At 70.1% G+C, this 14,381-nt stretch carries 10 protein-coding genes and 1 pseudogene; all 11 read right to left on the reverse strand.

Annotated elements, in window-relative coordinates; all coding sequences use genetic code 11:
* Position 1 precedes the first annotated feature (1 nt).
* The gene (locus ACF8NF_RS00660) at positions 2–1,507 is read right to left on the reverse strand and encodes a type II and III secretion system protein family protein (RefSeq protein WP_392449898.1); all 1,506 of its coding nucleotides are present in this window, start codon (positions 1,505–1,507) and stop codon (positions 2–4) included.
* A 25-nt stretch (positions 1,508–1,532) separates the two neighbouring features.
* Positions 1,533–2,579 carry a Flp pilus assembly protein CpaB gene (gene cpaB, locus ACF8NF_RS00665; protein WP_016450677.1) on the reverse strand — a complete coding sequence of 349 codons (1,047 nt, stop codon included), beginning with the start codon at positions 2,577–2,579 and terminating at the stop codon, positions 1,533–1,535.
* 192 nt (positions 2,580–2,771) lie between these two features.
* Positions 2,772–3,356: a prepilin peptidase gene (locus ACF8NF_RS00670; RefSeq protein WP_080649882.1), complete on the reverse strand. Its 585-nt coding sequence runs from the start codon at positions 3,354–3,356 to the stop codon at positions 2,772–2,774.
* Between the two features lie 2 nt (positions 3,357–3,358).
* Positions 3,359–3,535 carry a Flp family type IVb pilin gene (locus ACF8NF_RS00675; RefSeq protein ID WP_016454539.1) on the reverse strand — a complete coding sequence of 59 codons (177 nt, stop codon included), beginning with the start codon at positions 3,533–3,535 and terminating at the stop codon, positions 3,359–3,361.
* Between the two features lie 109 nt (positions 3,536–3,644).
* The gene (locus ACF8NF_RS00680) at positions 3,645–3,821 is read right to left on the reverse strand and encodes a Flp family type IVb pilin (protein WP_016450680.1); all 177 of its coding nucleotides are present in this window, start codon (positions 3,819–3,821) and stop codon (positions 3,645–3,647) included.
* 98 nt (positions 3,822–3,919) lie between these two features.
* On the reverse strand, positions 3,920–5,659 hold the full coding sequence (locus ACF8NF_RS00685; RefSeq protein WP_392449900.1) for a TolC family protein: 1,740 nt from the start codon (positions 5,657–5,659) through the stop codon (positions 3,920–3,922).
* A complete protein-coding gene (locus ACF8NF_RS00690; RefSeq protein WP_016450682.1) occupies positions 5,659–7,056 on the reverse strand; it encodes an HlyD family type I secretion periplasmic adaptor subunit in 1,398 nt (465 codons plus the stop codon). The genes ACF8NF_RS00685 and ACF8NF_RS00690 overlap by 1 nt, the downstream gene beginning before the upstream one ends.
* Positions 7,053–8,897: a peptidase domain-containing ABC transporter gene (locus ACF8NF_RS00695; RefSeq protein ID WP_392449902.1), complete on the reverse strand. Its 1,845-nt coding sequence runs from the start codon at positions 8,895–8,897 to the stop codon at positions 7,053–7,055. Before ACF8NF_RS00695 ends, ACF8NF_RS00690 begins: the two co-directional genes overlap by 4 nt.
* A gap of 99 nt (positions 8,898–8,996) precedes the next feature.
* Entirely contained in the window at positions 8,997–12,182 is a 3,186-nt protein-coding gene (locus ACF8NF_RS00700; RefSeq protein ID WP_392449903.1) for a Mur ligase, read from the reverse strand.
* Positions 12,183–12,318: 136 nt separating this feature from the next.
* Positions 12,319–12,843 carry an OmpA family protein gene (locus ACF8NF_RS00705; RefSeq protein ID WP_392449904.1) on the reverse strand — a complete coding sequence of 175 codons (525 nt, stop codon included), beginning with the start codon at positions 12,841–12,843 and terminating at the stop codon, positions 12,319–12,321.
* Positions 12,844–12,925: 82 nt separating this feature from the next.
* Positions 12,926–14,381, reverse strand: a pseudogene (locus tag ACF8NF_RS00710) (hypothetical protein); the annotation flags it as partial.

Genomic DNA, 14,381 nt, shown 5'->3' on the forward strand with positions numbered 1-14,381 from the left:
GTCAGTACGAGAAACCGGGTACGGCGGTGTCTTGGTTCATTCCGCCGGCGAGGTAGGGCAGCCAGACCTTGCCGGCGTTGCGCTGCTCGGAGCGCGCGCCCGGCAGCAGGGCTTCGAGGTTGGTGCTGGCGGGCAGCGGGTGGACCAGGCGCGGGGTGACGATGATCACCAGCTCGGTCTCTTCCTGCGTGTAGTTGAGGTTCTTGAAGAAGGTGCCCAGGATGGGCAGGTCGCCCAGCACGGGCACCTTGCTGACGTTGGAGGTGGTGGCGCGGCTGACCAGCCCGCCGATGACGAAGCTCTCGCCATCGGCCAGCTCCACCGAGGTGTCCGCGCGGCGCGTGCGGATGGCGGGCACGGTGACGCCGCTGATGGTCACGCCGCTGTTGAAGTCCAGGTCGCTGGCCTCGGGCGAGACCTTCAGGGCGATGCGCTCGTCCGACAGGATGGTGGGCGTCAGCTGCAGCTTGATGCCGAATTCCTTGTACTGGATGGCAATGTTGCCGTCGCGCGCAGGCACGGGAATCGGCAGCTCGCCGCCGGCCAGGAAGCTGGCGTTCTGGCCGGTCTGTGCCAGCAGGGTCGGCCGGGCCAGCACGCGGGCCATGCCGTTGCCCTCGAGGATGCTCAGCTGCGTGACGATGCCGGCGCCGCTGAAGGCCTTGCCGAAGGTCATCACCAGGCTCATGGCGCTGGCAATGGCCGAGGAGGTGTTGTTGGACACGCTGCCCGATCCCGTGTTGCCCGAGCCCGTGCCGCCCGACCCGGTATTGCCCGTTCCCGTGCCCGTGCCGTTGGTATTGGTGCTGATGCTGCCGACCACGCCGGGGCTGAAGCTGCCGAAGCTGAAGCCCTGGTTGTTGCGCCCGCCGCTGTAGATATTGACGCCTACGCGCTTCATGGCGGATTTCTTGAACTCCACCACCTGCACGTCCACCTGCACGGTGTTGCTCCTGACATCGATCTGCGCGTTGTCCACCAGCGGCGTCTGGGCGGGCGCGCCCAGGCGCAGTTCGGCCACGGCCTGGGCATGCTCGGGGACCGAGGCCAGCCGCTTTTCCAGCAGCAGGTGCTGGCCTCTGACCTGGACCTCCCAGCGCTGGGGAACGCCGCCCTTGCGGGGCCACACCACCAAGCTGGTGCTGCCCTGGGCCTTGGGCGTGAGCAGCAGCTCGGTTCCGCCGGAGCCGGAGCCGGCACTGGCGCCGGAGCCGGAGCCCGGCGTGGCGCGCAGCAGTTTCACATCCAGCACATTGGGGTCGCCCACGGCGATGCGGACCGGGGCGTCGGCCAGCGCCATCAGGTGCTGGCGCCCGGCCACCAGCTGCAGGGATTCGCCAGGAAGCATGTCGCCGGCACCAGGGTTGGCCATGCCCTGGCCGGCAGCGGTGTCCGCTGGGGCAGACACCGCTGGCGTCAAGGCCAGCAAGGCCATGCTGCCGCACAGCGTCCAGACCGCCCTCTGCAGCGGCGTTGCCCCGGCCGTCGAGATGTTCTTGCACTTCATGGCATCTCCCTCTTGTTGTGTGTTGTCAGTAGTTCACCATCTGCACGGCCGCTCCGTTGTGCAGCTCCACCGTGCGTTCGCGCGGGGCCCGCTGCGGCTGCGGCCGCACGGCGGGCGCGAGGGCCGTCATGGGCTGCGCGGCCGGCTTGCGGATGTTCCTGGCGTCGGCGCCGGTGGCCAGGTCCTGCATGCGCAGGCCGGCGAAGGCGCGGTCTGCACCCTCCAGCGTCTGGTCCTTCCTGAGGCGGCCGGCCACCGGCTGCAGCGCGCCGGGCAGGGCGGCGAAGAGCTTGGGATCGGGTACGGACAGGTCGTCGGGGTTGCGCAGGGCCAGGGTGAGCTGGCCGAATTTCTCGGCCAGCGTGAGGCGCTCCACATCGTCCAGCGGCACGGCCAGCACGGCCGATTGCACGTTCTCCGGGCGCTGGCCTGCCTGATCGCCGGCGCTGGCGCGGCGCAGCGGCGAGCCTGACGACTCCTTGTCCTGCTGTGCCTGGCGCTGGGCCGCCGACAGGGGCGGGCGCTCGACGCTTCCGGCGCCATAGGCCAGCACGCGGCTGCGCGCCAGCAGCAGCCGGGTCTGCGCGTCCACGGGCGCCTGGTCGGACTTGCCGTCCAGCGTGAAGTAGACATCCACAAAATCACCGGGGCGCACATGGTGGCCTGCGGCCATCTGCTCCCGGATGGCAATCGCAACGGCCCGCTGGCCCGGCTCCAGTTGCAGCGCCAGGCCGCTGAGCAGTTGCTGCTCGAACAGCGGGGTGCCCGGTGTGAGCGGCATCAGCGTGGTGCGGCCCAGCACGTCGTCGGTTGCGGCAAAGCTGCCCGGCACGGGGGCAGGCAGCTGGGCCAGCTTCACATCGTCGCTGCCGATGCGCTGGCCTGCGGCAATGGCCTGGGCCACGACCACGACGGCGTGCAGCTGGGCCGGTTCGGGGGCCGGCTGCGACGAGGCCGCGGGGGAGGGGGCAGCCACGGGGCGTGCGGGCTGGCTGCCCAGCATCCAGGCAAGGCCCGCAAGCACGATGGCAAGCCCCACCAGCAGTCCGGCAAGAATCTTGGTGAGGTTCATGGCTGGGACTCCTGGTGCAAGTGCGTTGCGACGGTGTTCATGGCCGGGGGCTGCCCTGGCGCTTTCCTGCCATGGCGGAGAAGCTCCTCCAGGGCAGGAAAGCGTCCAGGCAGCGCACGGCCATGGCGTGTGGCGGAGCCGGTCCATGGACGGCGTGGAGGCAGGCAGGTGACAGGCATGGGCATCTCCGGTTCAGACAAGTGGCTGGCTGTGGCGCCAGGCCAGGGCGATGGCCGCAATGGCCATGTAGCCGGCATAGGGGATGGAGCGCTGGGGCTGGCGCGGTCCATCGGTGGCGCCTGCGGGCCGGGGCGTCGCGCCCAGGGGCGCCAGGCGGGCCGTCCAGGACAGGGCCGCGCTGGACAGTGGCAGCCGTGCCTGCAGCCACAGCCCGGTGGGGCTGTCCCGAAGGTGGCGCAGCGACAGAACCAGTACACCGTGCAGGCCGGCCAGCAGGCTGCCGCCGGTCCAGATCAGCAGCAGGTCGAAGCCCCACCCGAACCACAGTCCCGCGACCGCGCCGAACTTGACGTCGCCCGCTCCCATCCAGCGCAGTGCATAGAAAGGAAGCAGTACGGCAAACCCCGCCAGCATGCCGGCCAGCGCGTTCCAGGCCGAGACCTGGAACGGCTGGGCCCCACTGGCCAGTGCGCCAGCGCCTGTGGCCAGGCCGAGCAGCACCATCCAGTTGCGCACGCGGCGGATGCGCAGATCCATGGCCGCAATCGTTGCGAGCCATGTGATGCAGACGCATAGCCATAGCGAGGTCGGCTCCATCTTCAGGGCGCAAGACCTGTGAGCTTGGTGGCCAACCGGTTGAACAGTCCGTTCAGATCGGTGCCCAGCGCGGTGGCGCCCACGACGATGCCCACGGCAATCAGCCCGGCAATCAGTCCGTACTCGATGGCGGTGGCGCCTTCCTCGTCTTTCCAGAAGTTCTTGATCGTTTCGGTCATGTCATGGTCCTTTCGGTTTGCAAGTTGCCTTGGGGCCGGTGGCCGGCATGGCGATCGCGCATCGGGCCGACCCCTTGCGGGCCCACTCGGATCGCGCCGGAGCCGGCGCTCAGGGCGTGAAGCCGGTGAGCTTGGTGGCGATCCGTGTGAACAGGCCGTTCAGATTGGTGCCCAGCGCAGTGGCGCCCACCACGATCCCCACGGCGATGAGGCCGGCGATCAAGCCGTACTCGATGGCGGTGGCGCCTTCCTCGTCTTTCCAGAAGTTCTTGATGATGTCGGTCATGGCATCGTCCTTTCGGTTGCAAAAGCCCATCGTTGTCGATGGCAGCGGCTGGCGATGGGCCCAAGCCGGCCGCTGCACGGGAACCCCTGCTTCCCACTTCACCACTGCTGTCGCGCGGCGGTGGTTTGAAAAGCGTCTGAAATGGGGCGCAACTGCTGCTCAAGGCGCAGCTGGATTCGTTGGGGCATGGAGCTGGCGGACAGGGTGGCCACGGCAGCGTCCATGGGGTCGGGGCGGATGCGCGAGGGGGCCTGGCCGGGAGCCATGCCGGGCACCGTGCCGGGCGAGGGGTCCGGCGTGCCGCCACCTGCTGGAATGGGTTTTTGCGTGCTGAACAGCGCGTTCAGCCATTGGTCGGGCGGGTCCTGCGGCAGCAGGCGGCCGGTGGTGCGCGCCAGGCGCAGTTCGTTGATGCGCTGGTCGTAGATGGCGTCGGCCTCGTCCAGCAGCAGGCGCTGCATGTCCAGCTGGGCGTCCAGCACCTGGGCCAGGCTGCCGCGGCCGACTTCGAGCAGGCGCCGGCGGCCCTCGAAGGCGGCGCGCGCCTCGCGCACGGCGTCGGCCAGCTGGCTTTCGCGCTGGCGGCCGGACTGGGTGCGGCCCCAGGCGGCGGAGGCGGTCTCGCGCACCTGGCGGCGCACGGTTTCCTGTTGCGCTTCCTGGGCCTGCAGTTCGTTGATGGCCTTGAGGATGCGGTCGCGCAGCTCGAAGCCGTTGCCGAAGTTCCAGCTCAGCTCCACGCCGTAGCGCGTGCCCTCGGCATAGAGCACGCCGCTGGGGTCGCGCGTGTGGGCCACCACGGCGGCCAGGGTGGGAAAGCGCTGGGATTTGCTGCGGTCGACTTCGGCGCGGGCCTTCTCGATCTGCTGCTGCATTTCCTGCAGCTCGGGGCTGACGGCTTCGGACGCCTGCAGGGCCGAGTCTTCGCTGGCCGGCATCCATTGCTCGGGCACATTGAGCTGGGGCAGCCAGCCGGCCTGGGGCGTGAAGCCGAAGTAGCGCGTGAAGCGGGCCAGCGCATCCATGCGCTGCGACTCCAGCGCATGCTGCTGGGCCAGGGCGCCGGCCTGGCGCGAGGCGGCCTGGCGCAGGTCGTTGCGGCCCACGGCGCCCAGTTCGGCGCGGCGCTCCTCGATGCGCGCGAGCTGGCCGATGATGCGTGCCGACTCGGCCGCCACGCGCGCCTTGTCCTCGAAGCGGTGCAGCTCCAGCAGGGCGGTCAGTGCCTCCAGCAGCACGTTCTGGCGCGTGCCGTAGAGCACGCTGCCCTGGGCCGCCTCCTGCGATTCGGCCGAGCGGATGCCCGCGCCGATGGCTCCGCCATCGAGCAGGGCCATGCGCACTTCGGCATTGACGGCGGTGTACGACTCGCGGCCCCGGCGGAGCTTGGCATCGCCCGTGTTGGTGCCCACCTTGAAGGTGGGCCAGCGCGCGCCGCGCGCGGTGTTCACGTCATGCCCGGCCGATTCCAGCGCGGCGCGCGCCTTGCGCACGTCGGGGTATTCGTCGAGCAGGGCGTAGAGGGCATCGAGCAGGCGGCGCTGCCCGCTGTCGCTGGCCAGGGTGCCGGGCGTGAGCTGCTGGGCCAGGCGCAGGACCACGGCGTCGGGTACCGGGACGGATGCGGGTTCGGGTGAAGGTGCGGGTGCGGGTGCGTGAGCGTGAGCGGATTCCGCCGTGCCCGCCGCAGCCGTGGTGGCCAGGTCCGGTTCCTCGGCCGCCATGGGCGCGGCCTCAGCCTGCAGCGCCTGCAGGGCCGATACGCAGCAGGCAGTGGCCAGCAGCTGGCGCAGCCGGGCGTGCCAGCCTGTGGTGGGAGTGGACGGGCGGCCTTGCATCAGGGCTCCCGGAAGGCTTCGCTCTGGATGCGCAGCACGGGCCGCAGCAAGTACCAGATAAAGGGTTCGTGGCCCAGCAGCAGGTCGAGCTCGGCCTGCATGCCGGTGGTGATGCGGTTGTCGGTGCGGCCCACCCAGGGCTGCTCCAGGCTGGCCTGGATGCGGAAGTACGAGGGCGAGTCGGCCAGGTTGGGGTCGCGGTCGGCATCGGCGGCCACCAGGGTGACCTGGCCGGGCACCGAGCCGTAGCGCAGGAAATCGTAGGCCGAGATCTTCACCCGGGTGGGCTGGCCGGTGCGCACGTAGCCACGGTCGGCGGGGCTCAGGCGTGCTTCGACGATGACCTCGTCCTTGTCGGGCACGACTTCGAGGATGGGCTCGCCGGGCTTGACCACCCAGCCTGCACCCGAGCTGCGCAGTCCCTTGACGAAGCCGCTGGTGGGCGCCAGCACGGCGGTGCGCGTGCGCTGGGTCCGGGCGCGCACCAGGTCTTCGTTGAGGCTGGCCAGCTCGCGTTCGGTCTGGGCCAGTTCGTCGGAGGCGCGGCGGCGGAAGGCGCCCTGGGTCTCCTGCAGCTTGGCCTGGGCCTGCTCGATCTTGGCGCGGTTGCTGAACAGCGTCTGGCGCGATGCCGCCAGCTCGGCGCGGACCTGCTCCAGCGCCCGCTGCTTGTCCAGCACTTCCAGCTGGCCGATCAGCTGCTCGGCGGCGAGCTGCCCGGCAATGGAGGCTTCCTGCTGGTGCAGGCGCAGATTGGTCTCCAGCCCCTCGATGCGGGCCTGGACCTGGGCCACGTCGCCGCGTGCCTGCTGCAGCTGGGCCTGGGCCGCGGCAATGCTGCCCTGGTGTTCCAGCGCGCGGGCCGAGAAGGCGCCCAGCTCGGCCTGGACCACCTGCGGGTCCAGGTCGGCCGGGAAACTGGTGCGCTGCAGCGGCCTGCCCTGGCTTTCCGCGCCCAGCCGTACCTTGACCGCCTGGGCCGTGGCCATGCGCGCCGTGAGCTGTTCGAGGTTGAGGCTGTTGCCGCCCAGGTCGATCTCCAGCAGGGGCTGGCCCTGGGTCACGGCCTGGCCTTCGCGCACATGGACGGCGGTGACGATGCCGCCCTCCAGATGCTGCACGGTCTGCACGCGGTCGGAGGGGATGACCTGGCCGCTGGCCACCACCACGTTCTCCACGGGATAGAACAGGCCGGTGATCACCAGCGCGGTGACCGGGATGGCGAGCAGCCACTTGCCGCGCGCCAGGCCTGCCCAGCGCGATACGGGGGGCGTTGCGGGTGGCGTTGCGCCGGATGCATCCGCGCCGGCCCCGGCCGGCCCGGCCTCGAGCGGGCGGGATGGCTGGTGCGACTGGCGCAGCACCAGGGGCAGATCATCGTAGCGGCCGGCTCTCATGAGGCAAGCTCCGGCGCGACGGCGGGCTGGTCGGGGTGCGGGGCCTTGTCGGCGGGTGCGGGGGCCACTGCGGGCACGGCGGCCTCGCGTGCCGTGCCGAACAGCTGGGGCAGCAGTTGCTGGGGCGAGCCATGCTCGATGCCGCCATCGCCGCGCACATGGTAGAGGTGCTGGGCCATGGAGGCCACGCGCAGCGAGTGCGTGACGACGATGACCGTGTGCTTGAGCGCAATCTGCCGCAGTGTCTGCAGCAGGGCGGTTTCGCTCTCGAAATCCAGGTCGTTGCTGGGCTCGTCCAGGATCAGCACGGAGGGGTTGCGCAGGAACAGCTGGGCCAGGGCCAGCTTGCGCAGCTCGCCCGCCGACAGGCCCGCGCCGCCTTCGCCCAGCACCGTCTGGTAGCCCTGGGGCAGGCGGCTGATGAAGCCATGCGCGCCCGAGATCTGGCAGGCGGTGACGATCTTGTGGTCGTCGGCATCGGGGTTGACCATGCGCAGCCCGTCCACGATGGGGCCGCTGAACCAGTACACCTGCTGGGCCAGGCAGCCTATCCAGCGGCCCAGCTCGGCGCGCGGGAACTGGGCCATGTCGTATTCATCGATGAAGATGCGGCCCTGCGTGGGCTGGTAGAGCCCTGCCAGCAGCTTGGCCAGGGTGGACTTGCCGGCGCCGTTGCGCCCCACGATGGCGTGCAGCCCGCCGGGGCCGATCTCCAGCGAGGCCTGCTCCAGCGCCACGTGGCCGCCCGGATAGTGGAAGCTGGCCTGGTCCAGGCGCAGCCGGCCCTGGGGACGCGGCAGGTCCACGGTCTCGGCCGTGATTTCGACGGGCTCCTCCAGCACGGACTGCAGGCGGCGTGCGGCCTCGTTGGCCTGGGCCAGTGAGCGCCAGTTGCTGGCCAGCTGCGAGATGGGGCCCAGCGCCTTGCCCGACAGCAGGTTCACGGCCATCAGGCTGCCGATGCTCATCCACTGCGCATTGATGGCAATGGCACCCACGGTGATCACCGCGATGGAGAACAGCGTCAGCAGCACGGTGCTGGCTTCGCGCGCGTTTTCCATCTCGCCGTTCTTGCCGAAGCTCTCGGCCAGCCAGCGGTCATAGCCGTTTTGCCAGTTCTGGCGCGCGGCGGCGTCGTAGCCCAGCACCTTCAGCGTGGCGCGGGCGTTGCAGACTTCGGCCGTGCCCCGGTCCAGCATGCGGGCCTGGGCGATTTCCTCCACGCGGCCGCTGCGCACCTCGTCGGCCCACCACCAGGCCAGCACGCCCATGATGAGCATGGCCACCAGGATCACCGGCAGCACGGGCCAGGCAATGATGCCGATGACCACCAGGGCCAGCAGGGCCATGGGCAGGTCCAGCAGCGAGGTCGCCAGGCCCCCGGACATGCCCGAGCGCATGGCGCTCACGTCGCGGAACAGCTGCAGCCACTGGCTGGAAGAGCGCTGCTCCAGCGCGGCCAGCGGGTGGCGCAGCATGGAATGCATCAGCGCCTGGGAGACATCGCGGTCGATCATGGCGCCGGCTTCGCGCAGGGCGCGGGCGCGCCGGCGGCGCAGCCACCATTCCAGGCCCAGGAAGCACAGCACGCCGGCCACCATGGCCGTGAGCGTGGCCGTGCCGCCGCGTGCAATGACGCGGTTGTAGACCTGCAGCAGGAAGATGGATGGCAACAGGCCCAGCACACTGATGGGCAGGGACAGCCACGCGGCACGGCGCAGCTGGTGAGCGGCCCGGTCGAAGGACTCGGCGATGGCAGTTGCAAAAGCCCCCACCGTCTCCGTTCCCGACGGCATCGCCGTGGCCTTGGCCAACTGGCGGGGAAGAAGGTATCGGATCATGTTCTGATGGGCTTAGTAAACGTCTTTACAAAATGTAAAGGCGCTCGTTTCCCAAATACTGTAGCGAGTTATATACAGTCCTCTATAAGTTTTATTCAATCAATAATGCATGTTCATTTGATTTTGATGTGGATCAAAGCGGATGGCGGGGCTGGATGCTATTAGGTGGGCCCCGTGTCCACTGAAACTGTCTCGTATGGCATCTGCGGCCAGGGCCAGATTGGTAGTGGCGCGGCCTGCCAACAAAACCGTGTCGCCTTTATGGGTTGTGCGAAGAAGTGAACAGATCAATTGATTGAGATCGTCATACCAATTGACGTGCAGAAGATCTGCCAGTGCCGCCGCCAGCTGCCGCAGCGGCTCGCCGTACAGCAGCACGCGCCGGGCCTGGGCCGCGCGCACCAGCGGCTCCAGCGCCAGCTGTGCAGTGTCCATGCTGACCTGGCCCGGCTGTATGCCGGCCAGCACGATCAGCCTGCGGCTGACATGGGGGGCGTGCTCCTGCAGCTGGGAAAAAGCAGCATGCATGGACAGTAAGTGGTTGCTCAGGCTGTGGTCCAGCAGGCAGATCCCACTGGGCAGCAGCTGCGGCTGGCCGGCGCCGATCAGCGGCCGCCAGTGCGCGAGCGAGGCCTGGACCTGGGCAGGCGCATAGCCCAGCGCATGCATGGCGGCCAGCGCGGCCTGAGCATTGCGGGCCATGTGGTGGCCATCCGATTGCAGGGAAATCCCGAGGCGCCGGTTGTCTATGCTTATTTGCAGATTTCCATTGTGAAACCCCATTTCACGGACCTGCGCATTGGAATGCGGACCGAAGGTGATGAGACGCATTCCCATGCGTTGGGCATTCTCAATAATGCACGGGTTTTCACCTATGTCTTGTTCGATCACCAATGCACTGCCTTTGTGCATGTGCTGCATGGCTTCCACGACTTCCTGCAGCGCCTCGTATTTGCGGCAGGCGGACAGACCGGCCGGTCCGCACTGCTCGGAGTCACCAGTACTGGGGATGTCATTAATTGAAAGATTAGTAATAACCAGAATGTCCGGATCAATCAGCGGCAGATCTCCACGCAGTGCCTGCAATGGCAGCTCCAGCAGGGCGCAGGGCGCTGCCTCGCTCCAGTTGATCATCTGCAGCGCCGTGCCCTGGGACAGCAGGGCGTCGCCCCGTGCATCGCCGCCGTCCTGCAGGCATTGGCGCAGCATGCCCAGGGTGGATGTCTTGCCCACGCAGCCGCTGACCGCGATCACGGGCGCCTGGATGCGGCGCCGGGCGGCCTGCGCCAGGCTGCGCAACCCTTCCTGTATGTCGGGCACATGCAGCACGGGCACGCCATGGTGCAGCAGGCCCTGCGGGCTGCTGCTGATCAGGGCCGAGGCCCGCAGCGTGGGCAGCGCGGCGGCCTGCACGCCCAGGGCCATGCCGGCACGCCGCACCAGCACGGCGGCGCCGGGCTGATGGTGCAGGCGGCTGGCGTCCAGCCCCGCGCAGCAGGTGCCGGCACCTCTGCCTTGCGCTGACGGGGCATCCAGCCAGCGTCCGTTCATCAGCTCGGCCAGTGCAGGGCCTTCCCAGGACATGGACGGGTACAGGGTCCCGGCCGCGGGCGAGAAAGCCGGCCGGCCCGCGGCCTCGCCGTCGCGCGCCCCCGGCAAGCAGGCCCTGGCAGGGCTGCCGTCCGCATCCGGGCCATTGCCGGCCTGCGCAGGCACGGCCTCGCCTTCGCCGTCGCCTTCGCCTTCGCCTTCGCCTTCGCCTTCGGTTTCGTGCTCCGGTTCGGTTTCGGCCACTGCGTGGCTGGCAGCCGAGCGCAGTGCCTGGGCCAGCGCGTCCAGCAGCTCCAGGCCGGCCAGGCTGGATGCCAGCAGCCAGGCGATTTCGCGCGGGGACTGCAGCACCTGGCGCAGGCTGGCGTCGGCAAAGGCGGCATGGCGGCGCCGGGCGGGCGGCAGGTACAGCGCCTGTTCCGGCCAGATGGCGCGCTGGGCCAGGGCCTGCAGATGGCGCTGCAGGCCGATCTGCCACTGGCGCAGCAGGTCCGTGGGCTGTGGCTCCAGGCCAGCGTCGAGCTGCAGGCTTTCGACCAGTGCAATGCCTATCCAGCGAGCGCAGGGGTCGTCGGCCTGCCCGCCAGGGCGGTCATCGGGGCTGCCGGGCATGCGCAGCAGCGGCGGCAGCGCGGCCTGCAGGAAGGCGGCGGGCAGGACGGCCGTCTCGGGCAGGGCGCTGCGCGCCGCACGCAGCGTGGGGCTGTCGCTGGTGGGCGGGCGGGAGCTGGCATAGGCATGCATGGCCAGTTCGGCCCAGCTCAGCAGGGGCTGGCCGCTGCGGGATGCATCGGCGTGGGCCGCAGCCTCGGCCTTGGTGGCGCTGGCCGACGCGGCCGCGGTGGACAGCAGGCTTTCCGCCAGCGGGTCCATCAGCGCCGGAATGCGGGCGCGGGCCTGGCTGTCGGCCCCCGGCCCCAGCACAAAACTGTTGCGCAGGTGGCGGGCCAGCACCAGCATGGCCAGCGCGCCGGACAGGCAGTCGCCGGGCAGCGGCTGCAGCCGCTGCTCCACGTGGCCCATGGCCAGCGCAATGGCCTGCGCCAGTGCGGCGCTGCCCGCATGGCGCTGGGCCTGCAGCAGGGCGTAGGTCACGCCCAGGTGGTCGCACACGTCTTCGCAACCGGGCCAGCTCCCTTCCTTGCCCTGTTGCGCCAGCAGCTGCTGGACCGCGGCGTGCACGGGCACGAGGTGTGGCCACAGGCGCTGCTGCGGCGGGTCGGTTCGCGGCACGGCCAAGGCGGGATGCTCACCGCTGATGTACATGCCGCGCAGGTGCAGCAGCAGGCAGGGGGGATGCAGGGGGCGTGGGAGGGGGGGCTCATCGTCGGGTGCGCCGGCAGCCCCACCCTGGGGCGGATCGGGCAGCAAGGGGTGCAGCAATTGCGCGCGCTCCAGGCTGGCATCGGCCAGGGCAAGGGAGCGCAGGGGCATCTCGGTCCAGGCACGGCAATCGGGCAGGGGACTGTCCGCCTCCAGGGGTGTGATGTCCTGGACCCAGTCGATGCGCAGATCGACCTCATCGCGCTTGCGGGCCCAGGCCCACTGGCGCACGCGGGTCGCCCCCTCGCGCCAGGCGGCCTCCAGCGTGGTGGCGCGTACATGGAAGACGGAGGCGGCCTTGTTCTCGGCCGCCACCGTGAAGAAAAGAATGCAGCCGGGGTAGGGCTCGGGCAGCAACACCATGTGCCGTGCCAGGTACTCCAGGCCATTTGCCAATTGCTGCGACAACATGCTCTCGGCCTCGGTCAAGGTCAGTGGGAGGCTGCGCTTCCCGTGGGAACGGGACGCCGGGCTGCGGTGCGCTGACCGCGTACGGATCTGTTCTTTCATGGCGGCCCGGCGGCAGGCGAGTGCGGAGCGCGGCGGCTCAGCGGTAGTCGAATTCCACGCGCCGGTTGCGCTGGTGGGCGTCTTCGCTCGTGCCTTCGTCGGCCAGCCGCTCCTTGCCGTAGCTGACGGACTCCACGCGGGCCGGATTCACGCCCAGCAGCTGCAGGCTGTTGCGCACCGCGTCGGCACGTTTTTGGCCGAGCGCCAGGTTGTATTCGATGCCGCCGCGCCTGTCCGTATGGCCGCGCAGCATCACCGAGCGGCCGGGATTGCTGCGCAGCCACTGCGCATGGCTTTCCACGATGGCCCGGTCGCTGCTGCGGATGGTGTAGGCGTCAAAGTCGAAGTAGACGATGTGGGCGACATTGGCGGGACCGCGCTGGTCGGCCTGGCTCGTGGCCACCACGGGTGCGACGCCGGAGCTGGCCGGCGCAGGCGCCGGGGCCTTGCCGAAGGCGTAGTGGTGTTCGGAACGCTGCGTGCTGGTGGTGGCGGTGGAAGCGCAGGCGGCCAGGCCTGCGGCCAGCAGCACGATGGTGCACAGCCTGAGAGTGTGTGACATGGAAAATCTCCTGGGACGTGCGCCGCCACCGCGAGGCGGCGGCGCAGGGAAGGAATGCGGCGCCCGCAGGCGCCGCTGCAGCTCACAGCAGGGCGTTGTGGTGCAACTGCTGCGTCAACACGCTGGCTGCTGCATCGGCCGTGCTGCTGGCATGGCTGCTGATGGAGGTGGCAATCGGATCCAGCTCGGCCACAGAGGCCGTTGCCGCTTGCGAAGTGCCGCCCAGAAGGCCTCCGAGCAGTCCGCCACCGGACGATCCCCCCAGCAGCCCGCCCAGCAGGCCGCCGCCACTGCTGCCGCCACCCAGCAGTCCGCTGACGATGCCGTTGTCGCCGACGACCGTGTTGACCACACCGCTGACGATGCCGTTGTCGCCAGCCACGGTGTCGAGCACGCCGCTGACGATGCCGTTGTCGCCGGCCACCGTGTCCAGCACGCCGCTGACGACGCCGTTGTCACCGGCCACGGTCTCCAGCAGGCCGCCGACCAGTCCGGTGTCGCCCGTGAGGCCGCCCAGCAGGCCACCGTCGCCGCCGAGCAGCCCGCCGACGATGCCGTTGTCGCCGGCCACGGTCTCCAGCAGGCCGCCGACCAGGCCGGTGCCGCCCGTGAGGCCGCCCAGCAGGCCACCGTCGCCGCCGAGCAGGCCGCCAACGATGCCGTTGTCGCCGGCCACGGTGTCGAGCAGGCCGCCGACCAGGCCGGTGTCGCCCGTGAGGCCGCCCAGCAGGCCACCGTCGCCGCCGAGCAGGCCGCCAACGATGCCGTTGTCGCCGGCGACGGTGTCGAGCAGGCCGCCGACCAGGCCGGTGTCGCCCGTGAGGCCGCCCAGCAGGCCACCGTCGCCGCCGAGCAGGCCGCCAACGATGCCGTTGTCGCCAGCCACGGTGTCGAGCAGGCCGCCGACCAGGCCGGTGTCGCCCGTGAGGCCACCCAGCAGGCCACCGTCGCCGCCGACCACGCCGCCAACCACGCCGCCCAGTAGGCCGTCGCCTCCCGTCAGACCGGCCAGCACGCCGTTGACGGTGCCGATCACCGGCTGCAGTGCCTGGCCCTGGACCTGCGTCAGGCCGTTGGCCAGGTCCGTCACCACGCCCAGCGGGCCGCCGTTCACCTGGGTCACGCCTTCGACCAGGCCCGTGACCACGGACAGGGCGCCGGTGCCGGGGTTGATCACCGCATCCAGCAGCTGGCCCACAGGCGCTCCGGCCGTGCCGCCGAGCAGGTCATCGACGGTGTTCTGCACCGTGGTGATCAGGCCTTCGCCGCTGCCTGTGCCGCCACCCGGAACCAGGCCGCCCAGCAGCCCGCCGACCAGGCCGTCCTCGCCGAGCACGCCACCCAGCAGGCCGCCGTCGCCGCCGAGCAGGCCGCCGACCAGGCCGTCGTCGCCGAGCACGCCACCCAGCAGGCCGCCGTCACCGCCGAGCAGGCCGCCGACCAGGCCGTCATCGCCAAGGACGCCACCCAGCAAGCCGCCGTCACCGCCGAGCAAGCCACCGACCAAGCCGTCGTCGCCAAGGACGCCGCCCAGCAGG

Source organism: Delftia sp. WSY_22, from assembly GCF_043104185.1.
In the GTDB taxonomy this organism is placed as follows: Bacteria; Pseudomonadota; Gammaproteobacteria; order Burkholderiales; family Burkholderiaceae_C; genus Comamonas; species Comamonas tsuruhatensis.

What these genes read in the sequence shown, in the direction of transcription:
- ACF8NF_RS00690 (WP_016450682.1), bottom strand. Translation starts at nt 7,056, where the DNA reads ATGAGAGCCGGCCGCTACGATGATCTGCCCCTGGTGCTGCGCCAGTCG.
- ACF8NF_RS00680 (WP_016450680.1), bottom strand. Translation starts at nt 3,821, where the DNA reads ATGACCGACATCATCAAGAACTTCTGGAAAGACGAGGAAGGCGCCACC.
- ACF8NF_RS00695 (WP_392449902.1), bottom strand. Translation starts at nt 8,897, where the DNA reads ATGATCCGATACCTTCTTCCCCGCCAGTTGGCCAAGGCCACGGCGATG.
- cpaB (WP_016450677.1), bottom strand. Translation starts at nt 2,579, where the DNA reads ATGAACCTCACCAAGATTCTTGCCGGACTGCTGGTGGGGCTTGCCATC.
- ACF8NF_RS00705 (WP_392449904.1), bottom strand. Translation starts at nt 12,843, where the DNA reads ATGTCACACACTCTCAGGCTGTGCACCATCGTGCTGCTGGCCGCAGGC.
- ACF8NF_RS00685 (WP_392449900.1), bottom strand. Translation starts at nt 5,659, where the DNA reads ATGCAAGGCCGCCCGTCCACTCCCACCACAGGCTGGCACGCCCGGCTG.
- ACF8NF_RS00675 (WP_016454539.1), bottom strand. Translation starts at nt 3,535, where the DNA reads ATGACCGAAACGATCAAGAACTTCTGGAAAGACGAGGAAGGCGCCACC.
- ACF8NF_RS00700 (WP_392449903.1), bottom strand. Translation starts at nt 12,182, where the DNA reads ATGTTGTCGCAGCAATTGGCAAATGGCCTGGAGTACCTGGCACGGCAC.
- ACF8NF_RS00660 (WP_392449898.1), bottom strand. Translation starts at nt 1,507, where the DNA reads ATGAAGTGCAAGAACATCTCGACGGCCGGGGCAACGCCGCTGCAGAGG.
- ACF8NF_RS00670 (WP_080649882.1), bottom strand. Translation starts at nt 3,356, where the DNA reads ATGGAGCCGACCTCGCTATGGCTATGCGTCTGCATCACATGGCTCGCA.